The organism is Thauera sp. GDN1, assembly GCF_029223545.1.
Classification (GTDB): domain Bacteria; phylum Pseudomonadota; class Gammaproteobacteria; order Burkholderiales; family Rhodocyclaceae; genus Thauera.
In genome coordinates this window covers 2,390,817-2,406,193 of record NZ_CP097870.1, presented here as the reverse complement: position 1 = coordinate 2,406,193, position 15,377 = coordinate 2,390,817, and the positions used below count along the sequence as shown (strand labels likewise).

Sequence of the window (15,377 nt, the reverse complement as noted above, 5' to 3'; positions counted from 1 at the left end):
GCGATCCTCACATCCGCATCTTTACTCCTGGTCCTTCTCCAGCTTGATCGACGCCGAGTTGATGCAGTAGCGCAGGCCGGTGGGCTGGGGGCCGTCCTCGAAGACGTGGCCGAGGTGGGCGCCGCACTGGTGGCAGAGGACCTCGGTGCGGATCATGTAGTGGCTGTGATCGGCCGCGGTGTCGACGTTGTCCGGCTCGGCGGCGGTCCAGAAGCTGGGCCAGCCGCAGCCGGCGTCGAACTTGTGCTCGGAGCGGAACAGTGGCGCGCCGCAGCACACGCAGTTGTAGGCGCCCTTGTCCCAGACGTCCCAGTACTCGCCGGTGAAGGCGCGCTCGGTGCCTTTCTGGCGGGTGACGTGGTACTGCATGTCGGTGAGCTGGCGGCGCCATTCGGCGTCGGGCTTGTCGATCTTGCGGCTCATGCCGTTCTCCTGGATCAGTGCAGATGGCGCGGGATCTGTTCGGCGTGGTCCTCGGGCATCTCGGCGTGCGCGATCTCGCCCTCGGGCGAGGGGTAGAGCGGGGCGCCGCAGTCGTCGCAGTACTCCATCGGGAACTGGTGGTCGAGGACGACGATGTCGTTGACGCCCGATTCGCGCAGCACGGCTTCGATCTGTGCCGGGCAGTCGGTGGTCTCGTCCTCGGCGCCGAGCAGCGGCCACACCACGCCGTGGACGACGGCGTCCTGGCCGCGGGTGGTGAAGCCGATGCGGTATTCCTCGAGGTTGCGCTCCCAGAACGGGGCGATGACCGCGCGCAGGTTGGCGGCCGGGGTTTCGAGCGTGGTGCCGAGGTAGGCCACCGAGGCGCGCACCGAGTACGGCCGGCTGTCCTTGTCCGCGGCGCGGCTGGCGGCGAAATAGGATTCCGGCAGCACCAGGTCGACCGCACAGCCCGGCAGCAGCGGCGTCAGGCAGGCGCCGCCCTGGGCGCGCCACTGCTCGAGCGCGGTGTCGCGGCTGCCGTCGGCTTCCTGCCAGCGGAACAGCGGGGTGCCGCGCGGCACCGCCACCGCGGCCAGCAGGTAGCGGGTGTCGGATAGGAACTGCGCGGTCTCGGGCATGCCCTCGGTCTCGATGTGGAGGTCGAGGTTGTCCTGCGCGGCGCCGCAGATCACCTTGGCGAATTCGGCGGTCGAGCAGTAGCCCTGCGGCAGCTGGTCGGGGCTGAACAGGAAGTCGGCGACCGACAGGTGCGCGCCCTTGGCGAGCACGTGGGCCTGCAGGTGCACGCGCAGGTTGGCGAGTACCGCCGGGCTGATGCCGGTGGCGGCGATGCGGTAGCGCGACCAGGCCAGCACCGGGGCGGCGATCAGCACCACGTCGTGCTCGGGGAAGGCGCCGGCGGCGCATTCGGCGCGCGACTCGATGCTGTCGGCGAGCTCGTCGTAGGCGCGCGAGTCGGCGCTGTAGAGGTGGTCGAGCGCGGCGTTGAGCACTTCCTCGTCGTTGTCGGCGAGGGTGTGGTCGATCAGGGTGGCGAGCTGCTGCTCCCAGTAGCGGTCTTCGACCCGGCTGCCCGATTCGGCCAGGCCGGTGGCCAGGCGGACGAGTTGTTCGGCGGTGCGGCCGAGGCCGCCGCGGCGCTTGAGACGCGTTCTTTTCATCGGGGATTCCTGTTCTTGTCGGGGTGGAGCTCAGAAGCCGGGGCGCTCGACGCGCACGGTCTGCAGGATGGTGGCGGAGATCTCTTCGATGGACTTGGTGGTCGATTCCAGCCAGCGGATGTTCTCGCGGCGCATCAGCTTGTGCGCGGCGTCGATCTCGTAGCGGCAGTTCTCCAGCGAGGCGTAGCGGCTGTTGGGCCGGCGCTCCTGGCGGATCTGCGACAGGCGCTCGGGCGCGATGGTGAGGCCGAAGAGCTTGCTGCGGTACTTGTGCAGTTCGCCGGGCAGCTTGTTGCGCTCGAAATCCTCCGGGATGAGCGGGTAGTTGGCGGCTTTCACGCCGAACTGCATCGCCAGGTAGAGGCTGGTCGGCGTCTTGCCCGAGCGCGACACGCCGACCAGGATCACGTCGGCCTCGGCCAGTTCGCCGTCGCTGGAGACGCCGTCGTCGTGCGCCATGGCGAAGTTGATGGCCTCGATGCGGTGCTTGTAGTTGAGGCTGTCGGCGATGCCGTGGAAGCGCCCGACCGCGTGCGTGGAGCGCTGGCCGATCTCGGCCTCGAGCGGTCCGATGAAGCGGTCGAAGAGGTCGAGGAACAGCGCGTCGGCTTTGTGCAGTGCATCAACCGTGGCCTGATTGACCAGCGTGCTGAACACGATCGGACGCACGCCGTCCTCGATCGCGGCCTCGCGGATCTGCGCCGCGCAGTCGATCGCCTTGTCGATGTCGTCGACGAAAGGCGCGCGGACCTGGCGAAACCTGGCGTCCGGAAACTGCGCGAGCAGGCTGTGTCCCAGCGTTTCTGCGGTGATGCCGGTACCGTCGGAGACGAAGAAGACGGTGCGGCGGCGAGTGTCGTTCATGATGTGGAACCTTGTTGCGCCCCTGGCAGGGGGAGGTGGCGCGTATTGGGGCAAACCCTGTGATGCGGCACAGCACAAAAAATCGTAAACTGCGGCCTTCGATATTTTGCTTTCTCTCCAACATTTGCGGAAGCCACCCATGACACGATACGTGATTCCCTTCAACGAACTGCGCATGACTGATGTCGAGAAGGTCGGCGGCAAGAACGCCTCGCTCGGCGAGATGATCAGCCAGCTTCCTTCCAGTGTCCGCGTTCCGGGTGGTTTCGCGACTACGGCCGAAGCCTACCGCGAATTCCTCGCCCACGACGGCCTCGCCGACCGTATCAACGCCGCGCTCGACGCGCTCGACGTCGATGACGTCGATGCGCTGGCTCGGACCGGCGCGCAGATCCGCCAGTGGATCATCGACATCCCGTTCCCGGCCAAGCTCGAAGCCGAGATCAAGACCGCCTACGAGGCGATCACCGCCGAAGGCGAGGGCAGCTTCGCGGTGCGCTCGTCGGCCACCGCCGAAGACCTGCCGGACGCCTCCTTCGCCGGCCAGCAGGAAACCTTCCTCAACATCCACGGCTACGAGAACATCCTGCACGCGATGAAGGAAGTGTTCGCGTCGCTGTACAACGACCGCGCCATCGCCTACCGCGTGCACAAGAACTTCGCCCACGCCGATGTCGCGCTGTCGGCCGGCGTGCAGCGCATGGTGCGCTCGGACTCGGGCGCCTCGGGCGTGATGTTCTCGATCGACACCGAATCCGGCTTCGACCAGGTGGTGTTCATCACCGCCTCCTACGGCCTGGGCGAGACGGTGGTGCAGGGCGCGGTTAACCCCGACGAGTTCTACGTGCACAAGCCCACCCTGGCGCTGGGCAAGCCGGCGGTGATCCGCCGCAACCTGGGCTCCAAGCTGATCAAGATGGTGTTCACCGACAAGGCCGTGGCCGGCAAGTCGGTGCGCACGGTGGACGTGCCCGAGGCCGACCGCAACCGCTTCTCGCTGACCGACGAGGACGTGCTCGAGCTCGCCCGCTACGCGGTGATCATCGAGAAGCACTACGGCCGCCCGATGGACATCGAATGGGGCAAGGACGGCGTCGACGGCAAGCTCTACATCCTGCAGGCGCGTCCCGAGACCGTTAAGAGCCAGGACTCCGGTCTGGTGATGGAGAAGTACCGCCTCAAGCAGTACGGCAAGGCCCTGACCCACGGCCGCGCGATCGGCCAGAAGATCGGCGCCGGCACGGTGCGCATCGTCGGCGACGCCTCCGAGATGAACCGCGTGCAGGCCGGCGACATCCTCGTCACCGACATGACCGACCCCAACTGGGAGCCGGTGATGAAGCGCGCCAGCGCCATCGTCACCAACCGCGGCGGCCGCACCTGCCACGCGGCGATCATCGCCCGCGAGCTGGGCATCCCCGCCATCGTCGGTTGCGGCAACGCCACCGAGGTGCTGCAGGAAGGCGAATCGGTCACCGTGTCCTGCGCCGAAGGCGACACCGGTTACGTGTATCGCGGCAAGCTGGACTTCGAGGTCATCACCACCGACATGGGCAACCTGCCCGAGATCCCGGTGAAGATCATGATGAACGTGGGCAATCCGGAACTCGCCTTCGAGTTCGCGCAGATCCCCAACGGCGGCGTCGGCCTGGCGCGCCTGGAGTTCGTCATCAACAACATGATCGGCATCCACCCCAAGGCGATCCTCGACATCGGTCAGGTGCCGGCCAGCCTGCGCGACGAGATCAACCGTCGCTCGCGCGGCTACGCCACGCCCAAGCAGTTCTTCATCGAGAAGCTGGTCGAGGGCGTCGCCACCATCGCCGCGGCCTTCTATCCGAAGCCGGTGATCGTGCGCATGTCCGACTTCAAGTCGAACGAGTACCGCAAGCTGCTCGGCGGCGAGATCTACGAGCCGGAAGAAGAAAACCCGATGCTCGGCTTCCGTGGCGCCTCGCGCTACATCGCCCACAGCTTCCGCGACTGCTTCGAGATGGAAGTGGCGGCGATGAAGAAGGTGCGCAACGAGCTCGGCCTGACCAACGTGCAGATCATGATCCCCTTCGTGCGCAACGTCGAAGAGGCCAAGGGCGTGGTCGACCTGCTCGCCGAGCACGGCCTCAAGCGCGGCGTGAACGACCTCAAGCTGATCATGATGTGCGAGATCCCGTCCAACGCGATCCTCGCCGAGCAGTTCCTCGAGCACTTCGACGGTTACTCGATCGGCTCGAACGACCTGACCCAGCTCACCCTAGGCCTGGACCGCGACTCCGGCCTGGTGGCGCACGCCTTCGACGAGCGCGATCCGGCGGTGAAGCAGCTGCTGTCGATGTCGATCCGTGCGGCCAACAAGCTCGGCAAGTACGTGGGGATCTGCGGCCAGGGGCCGTCCGATCACCCGGATCTCGCCGAGTGGCTGATGGACGAAGGCATCCAGACCATCTCGCTGAACCCGGATACGGTGGTCGACACCTGGCTGAAGCTGGCCGCGCATCGCGCGCAGTGATCGGGCAAGGTAGCGCCCGCGGGCGCTAAGTGCCGGATTCGCAAAGAAACGGGGCTGGGGCCGTAAGGGTCTTCGCCCCGTTTTTTTGTGCGCCGTCATGCCGAACGGGTGATCGCGACGGGGACAAACGGTAGTATCGTGCGCTTGACGCATTTCCCGCACAGGGAGGCCAATCATGTCGAGCTTTCCATCCGCTTCACCGGAGGAGCCGGGCGCTGCTGCGCCCGCGCCCGCTGACAACAGCGTCGAGTACCGGCTGCGGCGGCAGACGCAGATGCTGTCGGTGCTCACCGCACTGCAGCGCGGATTTCTGGTGGGCAATCCGTCGAGCGAGACCTTCGGCCAGATGCTCGACCAGCTCATCGCCCTGACCGGCAGCGAGTACGGCTTCATCAGCGAGGTGTTGCAGGACGACGCGGGCGAGTCCTTCCTGCGCATGCACGGCCTGAGCGACATCTCGTGGAGCGAGGAGTCGCGCACGGTGTTCGAGCGCATGCGTAGCGGCGGCTTCGAGTTCCACAATCTGGACTCGCTGTTCGGGGCGGTGGTGCGCACCCAGGCGCCGGTGATCGCGAACTGTCCGGACACGGACCCGCGCCGCGGCGGCGTGCCCTGCGGCCATCCGGCGCTGAAGGCATTCCTCGGGCTGCCGCTGTTCCATGGCGGGGAGCTGATCGGCATGGTCGGACTCGCCAACGCGGTGGGCGGCTACGACGAAGCGCTGCTGACCGAGCTCGAGCCGATGACCGCGACCTGCGCGAGCATGATCGTCGCGCTGAGGGTCGAGCAGGAACGCAAGCGCGTCGAGGCCATGCTGAACCGCAGGATCGGCTTCGAGCGCCTGGTCGCGCGCATCTCGTCCGAGCTGATCCTGGCCCGTCCGCAGGAACTGGACCTCCATCTCTCCCGCGCGCTGCAGGAGATCGGGAGCTTCGCCGAGGCGGATCGCGCCTACGTCTTCCTGGTGAGTGCCGACGGGCTCTTCGTCAGCAATGCCTACGAATGGTGCGCCGAGGGGATCGAGCCCCAGCTCGACCGGCTGCAGAACGAGCCCTTCGACGACGGCATGCTGTTCTCCCGCACTATCAAGCGTTTCGGCATCGTCGATTATCCGAGCGTGCAGTCACTACCGGAGGAGGCCGCGATCGACCGCGCGCTGCTCGAGGCGCAGTCCATCCAGTCCCTGCTCGCGGTGCCGATGGTGGCGAACGGGCACCTGCTGGGCTTCATCGGGCTCGACTCGGTGCGCAAGCCGCGCATCTGGCTCGACGAGGAAAAGACGCTGATGCAGCTGGTGGGCAACGCCTTCACCGGCGTGCTCGAGCGCAAGCACGCCTACGACAGCGTGCGCGCGAGCGAGGCGCGCTACCGCTCGGTGGTCGAGAGCGTCAAGGAGGTGATCTTCCAGGTCGATGTGGCGGGCCGCTGGGTGTTCCTGAACCGGGCGTGGGCCGATCTCACCGGCTATCCGCTCGAGCGCTCGCTGGGGACGCACTTCATCGACTATGTGCACACCGAGGACCGCGAGCTTCATCTCGAGCTAATGGAGGAGGTGCTGAGCGGTGCGCGCGACGCGCGCGCGGAGGCGGTGCGTTACCGGTGCACCGGTGGCGGTTTCCGCTGGCTGGAGATGAACGCGCGGCCGGTGGTCGATGACGCGGGCTGCGTAGTGGGCGTGTCGGGCACGCTGAACGACATCACCAACCAGAAGGAGCACGAGGCGCGGCTCGAGTTCATCGCCCACTACGATCCGCTCACCGGCCTGCCCAACCGCGTGCTGCTCAACGACCGCCTGCAGCGCGGCATGGCCCAGGTGGTGCGGCGCGGGCAGCAGCTCGCGCTGGCCTATATCGATCTCGACGGCTTCAAGGCGGTCAATGACACCCACGGCCACCAGGTCGGCGATCAGCTGCTGAAGACGCTCGCCGCGCGCATGAAGACCACGCTGCGCGAGGGCGACACGGTGTCGCGGCTGGGCGGGGACGAATTCGTCGCGGTGCTGATCGACCTGCCCGATACCGAGTCCTGCCTGCTGCTCACCCAGCGCCTGCTCGCCGCGCTGGCGCTGCCGGTGCCGCTGGCGGGGCACGAGGTGAAGGTGTCGGCGAGCATCGGCCTGACCCTGTTCCCGCAGCCGGACGACGTCGACGCGGATCAGCTGCTGCGCCAGGCCGACCTCGCCATGTACCAGGCCAAGCTCGCGGGCAAGAACCGCTATCACGTCTTCGACAGCGCCCACGACCGCTGCCTGCGCGGCCGCCACGAGGACCTCGCGCGCATCCGAGAGGGCCTGAGCGCGGGCGAGTTCCGCATGGTCTACCAGCCCAAGGTGAACATGCGCACCGGCAGGGTGATCGGGGTCGAGGCCCTGATCCGCTGGGCGCATCCCGAGCACGGCGAGGTCGAGCCGGCGCGCTTCCTGCCGACGGTGGAGGGGCATCCGCTGGCGGTCGAGCTCGGCGACTGGGTGGTGGAGCAGGCGCTGGCGCAGATCACGGCGTGGAAACGGGCCGGGCTGGAACTGCCGGTCAGCGTCAACATCAGCGCCCGCCATCTGCAGGTGCCGGACTTCATGATGCGGCTGCAGTCGGCGCTGGCACGCCATCCGGAGGTGTGGCCGGGCAGCCTGGAGCTGGAGGTGCTGGAGACGAGCGCGCTGGAGAGCATCACCCAGACCTCGCGCGTGGTGGAGGCCTGTGCTGCGATCGGGGTGTCGTTCGCGCTCGACGACTTCGGGACGGGGTATTCCTCGCTCGCCTACCTGAAGCGCCTGCCCGCGGCGCGGCTCAAGATCGACCAGGTGTTCGTGCGCGGCATGCTGCAGGACGCCGAGGACATGGCGATCCTGAAGGCGATCCTCGGGCTGGCCAATGCCTTCCGTTGCGAGGTGATCGCCGAGGGCGTGGAGTCGGTCGAGCACGGCGAGCGGCTGCTGCGGCTCGGCTGCGACGTGGGACAGGGGTACGGCATCGCCCGGCCGATGCCGGCCGAGCGGATTGCCGAGTGGGCGGCGAGCTGGTCGCCGCCCGCGTCATGGACGCTGGCGCCGGCTTGAGCGCGCTCAGGCGACGGTGACCGGGATCTTGCCGATCTTCGCCTGCCACTCCTTGGGACCGGTGTTGTGCACGCTGGTGCCGTTGGCGTCGACCGCGACCGTCACCGGCATGTCCTGCACGGTGAACTCGTAGATCGCTTCCATGCCGAGGTCCTCGAAGCCGACGACTTTCGCTTCCTTGATCGCCTTCGACACCAGGTAGGCCGCACCGCCGACCGCCATCAGGTAGGCCGACTTGTTGTCCTTGATCGCCTCAATGGCGACCGGGCCGCGCTCGGACTTGCCGATCATCGAGATGAGGCCGGTCTTCTCCAGCATCATGCGGGTGAACTTGTCCATGCGGGTGGCGGTGGTGGGGCCGGCGGGGCCGACGACCTCGTCGCGCACCGGGTCGACCGGGCCGACGTAGTAGATGACGCGGTTGGTGAAGTCGACCGGCAGCTTCTCGCCCTTTTCGAGCATGTCGGCGATGCGCTTGTGCGCGGCGTCGCGGCCAGTCAGCATCTTGCCGTTGAGCAGCAGGATCTGGCCCGGCTTCCAGGAGGCGACTTCCTCCTTGGTCAGGGTGTCCAGATTGACGCGGGTGGCGACGTTGGTGTCGGCCTTCCAGGTGACCTGCGGCCAGTCTTCGAGCTTCGGGGTCGGCAGCTGGGCCGGGCCCGAGCCGTCGAGGTGGAAGTGAACGTGGCGGGTGGCGGCGCAGTTCGGGATCATCGCCACCGGCAGCGAGGCGGCGTGGGTCGGGTAGTCCATGATCTTGACGTCGAGCACGGTGGTCAGGCCGCCCAGGCCCTGGGCGCCGATGCCGAGCGCGTTGACCTTGTCCATGAGTTCCAGGCGCAGCGCTTCCACGCGGCTGAGCTCGGCGCCCGAGGCCGCCTTCTCGCGCAGCTCGTGGATGTTGACCGGCTCCATCAGCGATTCCTTGGCCAGCAGCATCGCCTTCTCGGGCGTGCCGCCGATGCCGATGCCGAGGATGCCCGGCGGACACCAGCCGGCGCCCATGGTCGGCACGGTCTTGATGACCCAGTCGACGATCGAGTCGGAGGGGTTCAGCATGACCATCTTGGTCTTGTTCTCGGAGCCGCCGCCCTTGGCCGCGCAGATCACCTCGACGTCGTCGCCCTCGACGATCTCGTAGTGCACCACGGCCGGGGTGTTGTCCTTGCTGTTCTTGCGGGCGCCGGCGGGGTCGAGCAGCACCGAGGCGCGCAGCTTGTTGTCCGGGCTGTTGTAGGCGCGGCGCACGCCTTCGTTGATCATTTCCTGGACGCTCATCTTCGCGTCCCACTGCACGTTCATGCCCACCTTCAGGAAGACCACCGCGATCCCGGTATCCTGGCAGATCGGGCGGTGGCCTTCGGCGGCCATGCGCGAGTTGGTCAGGATCTGCGCGATCGCGTCCTTCGCGGCCGGGCTTTCCTCGCGCTCGTAGGCTTCGCCGAGCGCCTTGATGTAGTCGAGCGGGTGGTAGTAGCTGATGTACTGGAAGGCATCCGCGATCGACTGGATGAGGTCTTCTTGGCGAATGATCGTCATGGCGCTTGGTCTCCGGAATGACGTGGGGGCAGAATGACGCAATCGGACCTGATGGTCCGGGAAAGCCCTAAATTCTAGCACCCGGGCAGGGCAGCCGTGTCTGGGTGGCTTGTGTAAGTCCTGTGTAAGATAGATATTCTTAAATGCCGGCGTTTCAGAGGCATTCGAGCGTCAGGCGTGGCGAAGGTCTTGCGGCCCCGTTGCAGGCTTGGCGGTTTATAGGCTGGGTTCAACCAGCCCACCCGCAAGGGTCAGCTTCAACCATTTGAACAGTTGAGGAGAGGTGAGCATGTCCAACGAGCAAGTCCGCATTTACAACCCCTCGGAAGAGATGGTCAAGAACGCCGCGGTGTCCGGCATGGACGGGTATCGCGCGCTGTGCAAGGAAGCCGAGGACGACTACGAGGGTTTCTGGGGCCGCCGCGCCAAGGAACTGCTGGACTGGAAGGTGCCCTTCACCCAGGTGCTCGACGAGTCGAACGCCCCCTTCTTCAAGTGGTTCGCCGACGGCAAGCTGAACGTCTCCTACAACTGCCTCGACCGCAACGTCAATAACGGCCTGGGCGACAAGGTCGCGCTGATCTTCGAAGCCGACAACGGCGAAGTCACCAGGGTCACCTACAAGGACCTGCTCGGCCGCGTCAGCAAGTTCGCCAACGCCCTGCGCGGCATGGGCGTCAAGAAGGGCGACCGCGTCGTCATCTACCTGCCGATGTCGATCGAAGGCGTCGTCGCCATGCAGGCCTGCGCCCGCATCGGCGCCACCCACTCGATCGTGTTCGGCGGCTTCTCGGCCCAGGCCCTGCGCGACCGCATCGAGGACGCGGGCGCCGTCGCCCTGATCACCTCCGACGGCCAGCACCGCGGCGGAAAGGCCCTGCCGCTCAAGCCGATCGCCGACGAAGCCCTGGCGCTGGGCGGCTGCGACACGATCAAGAACGTCATCGTGGTCAAGCGCACCGGTGGCGACTGCAACATCGTGGCCGGCCGCGATACCTGGTTCCATGACGCCTGCGCCAACCAGTCCGAGGTCTGCGAGCCGGAGTGGGTCGAGGCCGAGCATCCGCTGTTCATCCTCTACACCTCGGGTTCCACCGGCAAGCCGAAGGGCGTGCAGCACTCCTCGGGCGGCTACCTGCTGCAGGCCGTGATGTCGATGAAGTACACCTTCGACATCAAGCCCAACGACATCTTCTGGTGCACCGCCGACATCGGCTGGGTCACCGGCCACACCTACATCACCTACGGCCCGCTCGCCTGCGGCGCGACCGAGATCGTGTTCGAAGGCGTGCCCACCTACCCGGACGCCGGCCGCTTCTGGAAGATGATCCAGGACCACAAGGTCAGCATCTTCTACACCGCGCCGACCGCGATCCGCTCGCTGATCAAGGCCGCCGACAACAACCCGACCGTGCATCCGAAGCAGTACAACCTGTCGAGCCTGCGCCTGCTGGGTTCGGTGGGCGAGCCGATCAACCCGGCGGCCTGGGAGTGGTACTACGAGAACGTCGGCGGCGGCCGCTGCCCGATCGTCGACACCTTCTGGCAGACCGAGACCGGCGCGCACATGATCACCCCGATGCCGGGCGCCACGCCGATGGTTCCGGGCTCCTGCACGCTGCCCTTCCCGGGCATCCAGGCCGCGGTGGTCGACGAGACCGGTACCGAAGTGCCGTGGGGCCAGGGCGGCATCCTGGTGGTCAAGAAGCCGTGGCCGTCGATGATCCGCACGATCTGGGGCGATCCCGAGCGCTTCGTGAAGTCCTACTACCCGGCCGACTTCCAGGGCAAGCTGTACCTGGCGGGCGACGGTGCGATCCGCGATGTGGATACCGGCTACTTCACCATCACCGGCCGTATCGACGACGTGCTCAACGTCTCCGGTCACCGCATGGGCACGATGGAGATCGAGTCGGCGCTGGTCGCGCACGAGAAGGTGGCCGAGGCGGCCGTCGTGGGCCGTCCGGACGACCTCACCGGCGAGGCGATCGTGGCCTTCGTGGTGCTGAAGGGCGCACGCCCGACCGGCGAGGAAGCCGCCAAGGTGGTCAAGGAGCTGCAGAACTGGGTGGGCCACGAGATCGGACCGATCGCCAAGCCCAAGGACATCCGCTTCGGCGAGAACCTGCCCAAGACCCGTTCCGGCAAGATCATGCGCCGCCTGCTGCGCCAGCTCGCCAAGGGCGAGGACGTCACCCAGGACACCTCGACGCTCGAGAACCCGCACATCCTCGAGCAGCTCAAGGGCTGATCCGGGCTTCGGGCCGGATCGCTCGCGGTCCGGCCCGGCCAAGAACGACAGGAGGAGAGCCGGCACAAAGCCGGACACGGGGGGAGACCGGTCACGCGCAATGCGTGATCCTGTTCGTACGAAGCGCCGAACCTGCCCCGAAGAGCAGGGCGGCGCCTCGTCATTTTGTTTTGCCGTGGCGGACATCATGGGAGTGGCATGATGCGCAAGGGACTGGCCGGACAGCGTCTGGTGGCAGTGTTTCTCGCCGGCATGCTGTTGCTGAACTATCCGATTCTTTCCCTGTTCGACGGGCCCGAGCGCCTGTTCGGACTGCCGTTGCTGCACGTCTATCTGTTTTCCGTCTGGCTCGGACTGATCGTGGTGGTGGCCTGGATCGCCGAGCGGGGCGCGCGATGATGCGGAGGCGCCGATGCTGCCGGGCTGGCTGATCATCGGGGCGTCCTTCGCCTATCTGCTGCTGCTGTTCGCGGTGGCCTACTTCGGCGACCGCCGCGCCGACGAGGGGCGCTCGATCATCGCCAACCCCTGGGTGTTCAGCCTGTCGCTGGCGGTGTATTGCACCGCGTGGACCTATTTCGGCAGCGTCGGCCGCGCCGCATCGGGCGGCACCTGGTTCCTGCCCACCTATCTCGGCCCCACCCTCGGCCTGGCGCTGGCCTGGCTGGTGGTGCTGAAGATGATCCGCATCGCGCGCAGCCACCGCATCACCTCGATCGCCGACTTCGTGGCCTCGCGCTACGGCAAGAGCCATCTGCTCGGCGGCCTGGTCACCGTGATCGCGGTGGTCGGCATCGTGCCCTACATCGCGCTGCAGCTGAAGGCCATCTCAAGCGGCTACGCGCTGCTGATCGGCGAGCACGACAGCCTGTTCCGGATCGAGAGCCGGGCCGGCTGGTGGCAGGACGGCACGCTCTACATCGCGCTCACGCTGGCCGCGTTCACCGTGCTGTTCGGCACCCGCCACCTCGACACCACCGAACGCCACGAAGGCATGGTGGCGGCGATCGCCTTCGAGTCGGTGGTCAAGCTCGCCGCCTTCCTCGCCGTCGGCGTGTACGTCACCTACTGGCTGTACGACGGTTTCGGCGACCTCTACGCACGCGCGCTGGCGGCACCCGAGCTCGCCAACGTGCTCGCCTTCGACGGCGTCGGCCGCCTCGGCTATGGCGGCTGGTTCGCCCATGTGCTGCTGGCGATGCTGTCGATCATCTTCCTGCCGCGCCAGTTCCAGATCGCGGTGGTCGAGAACGTCAACGAGCAGCACCTGCGCCGCGCCACCTGGGCGTTTCCGGCCTACCTGCTGCTGATCAACATCTTCGTGATCCCGATCGCGATCGGCGGCCTGCTGCACTTCGGCCGCGGCACGGTCGATCCGGACACCTTCGTGCTGACGCTGCCGATGGCGCACGACAACGCCGCGCTGGCGCTGTTCGTGTTCATCGGCGGCCTGTCGGCGGCGACCGGCATGGTCATCGTCGAGGCGATCGCGCTGTCGACGATGGTGTGCAACGACCTGGTGATGCCGATGCTGCTGCACAGCCGGCGCCTGAACCTGGCCGGCGAGCGCGACCTCACCGGTTTGCTGCTCGGCATCCGTCGCGGCGCCATCGTCGGCCTGCTGCTGCTCGGCTATCTGTATTTCCGCCTGGCGGGCGAGGCCTATGCGCTGGTCAGCATCGGCCTCATCAGCTTCGCCGCGGTGGCGCAGTTCGCGCCGGTGGTGATCGGCGGCATGTACTGGCGCGGCGGCACGCGCGAGGGTGCGCTCGCCGGGCTGCTGTCGGGCTTCGTGGTGTGGGGCTACACCCTGATGCTGCCCTCGTTCGCCAAATCGGGCTGGCTCGATCCCGGCTTCCTGGAACAGGGGCTGTTCGGCCTGGCGTGGTTGAAGCCCGAGCAGCTCTTCGGTCTCGCCGGCTGGGACAACATCACCCATGCGCTGTTCTGGAGCCTGCTCGCCAATATCGGCGCCTACGTGCTGGTGTCGCTGGCGCGCGTGCCGACCGGGGCGGAGGCCACCCAGGGCGCGCTCTTCGTCGATGTATTCCGCCGCGGCGAGTCGCCCCCGGCGAGCTTCTGGCGCAGCGGCGCCGAGGTGCGCGACCTGGTGCCGGTGGTCGCGCGCTTCCTCGGCCAGCGCCGCACCGAGGACGCCTTCGGCGCCTACGCGCGCACGCACGGCCTGCGGGACGTCTCCGAACTCAAGTCCGATCCCGAACTGGTGCATTTCGCCGAATCCCTGCTCGCCGGCGCGATCGGCAGCGCGTCGGCGCGCGTCATGGTGTCGACCGTGGTGCAGGAGGAACCGCTGGGCCTGGGCGAGGTGATGGACATCCTCGACGAGGCCTCGCAGGTGCGCGCCTACTCGCACAAGCTCGAGGAGAAGTCGCGCGCGCTCGAGGCTGCGACCGCCGAGCTGCGCGCGGCCAACGAGCAGCTCAAGGAGCTCGATCGCCTCAAGGACGACTTCATGTCCTCGGTGACCCACGAGCTGCGCACCCCGCTGACCTCGATCCGGGCCTTCTCCGAGATGATGGCCGAGGACCCCGACATCGACGTCGAGGACCGCCAGCGCTTCCTCGGCATCATCGTCTCCGAGACCGTGCGCCTGACCCGGCTGGTGAACCAGGTGCTGGACATGGCGAAGATCGAGTCCGGCCATGCCGAATGGCACAACACCGACATCGACATGCGCGAGCTCGTCCAGCACTCGGTGGACGCGACCATGCAGCTGTTCCGCGATCGCGGCGCCGAGGTCGCCGTGCACATGCCGGTGTCGGTGCCGATGCTGCGCGCGGACCACGACCGCCTGCTGCAGGTCATGCTCAACCTGCTGTCGAACGCAGCCAAGTTCGTCCCCATCGGGGCGGGGCGGGTGGAGGTCACCTTGAGCTGCGACGATGCGCGCGTGCGGGTGGACGTGAGGGACAACGGACCGGGCATCCCGCCCGAGCAGCAGCCGGTGGTGTTCCAGAAATTCCGCCAGGGCGGCGACGAGCGCTCGCGCCCGCAGGGTACCGGCCTGGGGCTGCCGATCAGCCGCCAGATCGTCGAACACTTCGGTGGCCGCCTGTGGCTGGAGTCGGTGCCGGGCCAGGGCGCGACCTTTTCCTTCGAATTGCCCCTGGCGTCGGCGGCTGCCGTGCAATGACTTAGAATATGCGCCGGGGAGGAGTCATAGATGAACAAGAAAGTGTTGATCGCGGACGATGAGCAGAACATCGTCATCTCGCTGGAGTTCCTCATGAAGCGCGAGGGCTACGAGGTGCTGCTCGCCAATGACGGCGACGAGGCGATCCAGCGCATCCGTGCCGACCAGCCAGACCTGGTGCTGCTCGACGTGATGATGCCGAAGAAGAGCGGCTTCGAGGTCTGCCAGGAGGTCAAGGCCGACCCGGCGCTCGCCGCGGTGCGGATCCTGATGCTGACCGCCAAGGGGCGCGACACCGAAGTGGCCAAGGGGCTGGCGCTCGGCGCCGATGCCTACATGACCAAGCCTTTCTCCACCCGCGAGCTGGTGGACAAGGTCCGCAGCCTGCTGGAGCAGTGAGC

At 67.1% G+C, this 15,377-nt stretch carries 10 protein-coding genes; 6 read left to right on the top strand and 4 right to left on the bottom strand.

Translation table 11 applies throughout. The annotated features are described in order from the left end of the window. Positions 1–21 precede the first annotated feature (21 nt). Genes msrB through CKCBHOJB_RS11055 form a run of 3 tightly spaced genes read right to left on the bottom strand, consistent with a single transcriptional unit; the run spans position 22 to position 2,471 of the window. The gene (msrB, locus tag CKCBHOJB_RS11065; RefSeq protein WP_281048724.1) at positions 22–423 is read right to left on the bottom strand and encodes a peptide-methionine (R)-S-oxide reductase MsrB; all 402 of its coding nucleotides are present in this window, start codon (positions 421–423) and stop codon (positions 22–24) included. Positions 424–437: 14 nt separating this feature from the next. Further along, positions 438–1,607: a DUF2863 family protein gene (locus CKCBHOJB_RS11060; protein ID WP_281048723.1), complete on the bottom strand. Its 1,170-nt coding sequence runs from the start codon at positions 1,605–1,607 to the stop codon at positions 438–440. 30 nt (positions 1,608–1,637) lie between these two features. Beyond that, positions 1,638–2,471, bottom strand: coding sequence for a pyruvate, water dikinase regulatory protein (locus CKCBHOJB_RS11055; protein ID WP_281048722.1), 834 nt, complete (start codon positions 2,469–2,471; stop codon positions 1,638–1,640). 139 nt (positions 2,472–2,610) lie between these two features. Here CKCBHOJB_RS11055 and ppsA point away from each other — a divergent pair, with 139 nt between their 5' ends. Both ppsA and CKCBHOJB_RS11045 read left to right on the top strand, forming a co-directional pair. Then, positions 2,611–4,977, top strand: a complete 2,367-nt coding sequence (gene ppsA / locus CKCBHOJB_RS11050; protein WP_281048721.1) for a phosphoenolpyruvate synthase — start codon at positions 2,611–2,613, stop codon at positions 4,975–4,977. 175 nt (positions 4,978–5,152) lie between these two features. Beyond that, positions 5,153–8,032, top strand: coding sequence for an EAL domain-containing protein (locus CKCBHOJB_RS11045; RefSeq protein WP_281048720.1), 2,880 nt, complete (start codon positions 5,153–5,155; stop codon positions 8,030–8,032). Between the two features lie 6 nt (positions 8,033–8,038). On the opposite strand, the gene CKCBHOJB_RS11040 is transcribed toward CKCBHOJB_RS11045, so the two are convergent. After that, positions 8,039–9,571, bottom strand: coding sequence for a fumarate hydratase (locus CKCBHOJB_RS11040; protein WP_281048719.1), 1,533 nt, complete (start codon positions 9,569–9,571; stop codon positions 8,039–8,041). A 289-nt stretch (positions 9,572–9,860) separates the two neighbouring features. Here CKCBHOJB_RS11040 and acs point away from each other — a divergent pair, with 289 nt between their 5' ends. The 4 genes from acs to CKCBHOJB_RS11020 all read left to right on the top strand — a co-directional run bounded on the left by acs (position 9,861) and on the right by CKCBHOJB_RS11020 (position 15,375). Further along, positions 9,861–11,822, top strand: a complete 1,962-nt coding sequence (acs, locus tag CKCBHOJB_RS11035; protein WP_281048718.1) for an acetate--CoA ligase — start codon at positions 9,861–9,863, stop codon at positions 11,820–11,822. Between the two features lie 201 nt (positions 11,823–12,023). Further along, complete coding sequence (locus tag CKCBHOJB_RS11030) at positions 12,024–12,221, top strand: hypothetical protein (protein ID WP_281051678.1); 198 nt, start codon at positions 12,024–12,026, stop codon at positions 12,219–12,221. 13 nt (positions 12,222–12,234) lie between these two features. Further along, on the top strand, positions 12,235–14,976 hold the full coding sequence (locus CKCBHOJB_RS11025) for a sensor histidine kinase (RefSeq protein WP_281048717.1): 2,742 nt from the start codon (positions 12,235–12,237) through the stop codon (positions 14,974–14,976). A gap of 30 nt (positions 14,977–15,006) precedes the next feature. Beyond that, positions 15,007–15,375: a response regulator gene (locus tag CKCBHOJB_RS11020; RefSeq protein ID WP_281048716.1), complete on the top strand. Its 369-nt coding sequence runs from the start codon at positions 15,007–15,009 to the stop codon at positions 15,373–15,375. The last annotated feature ends 2 nt before the right edge of the window (positions 15,376–15,377 follow it).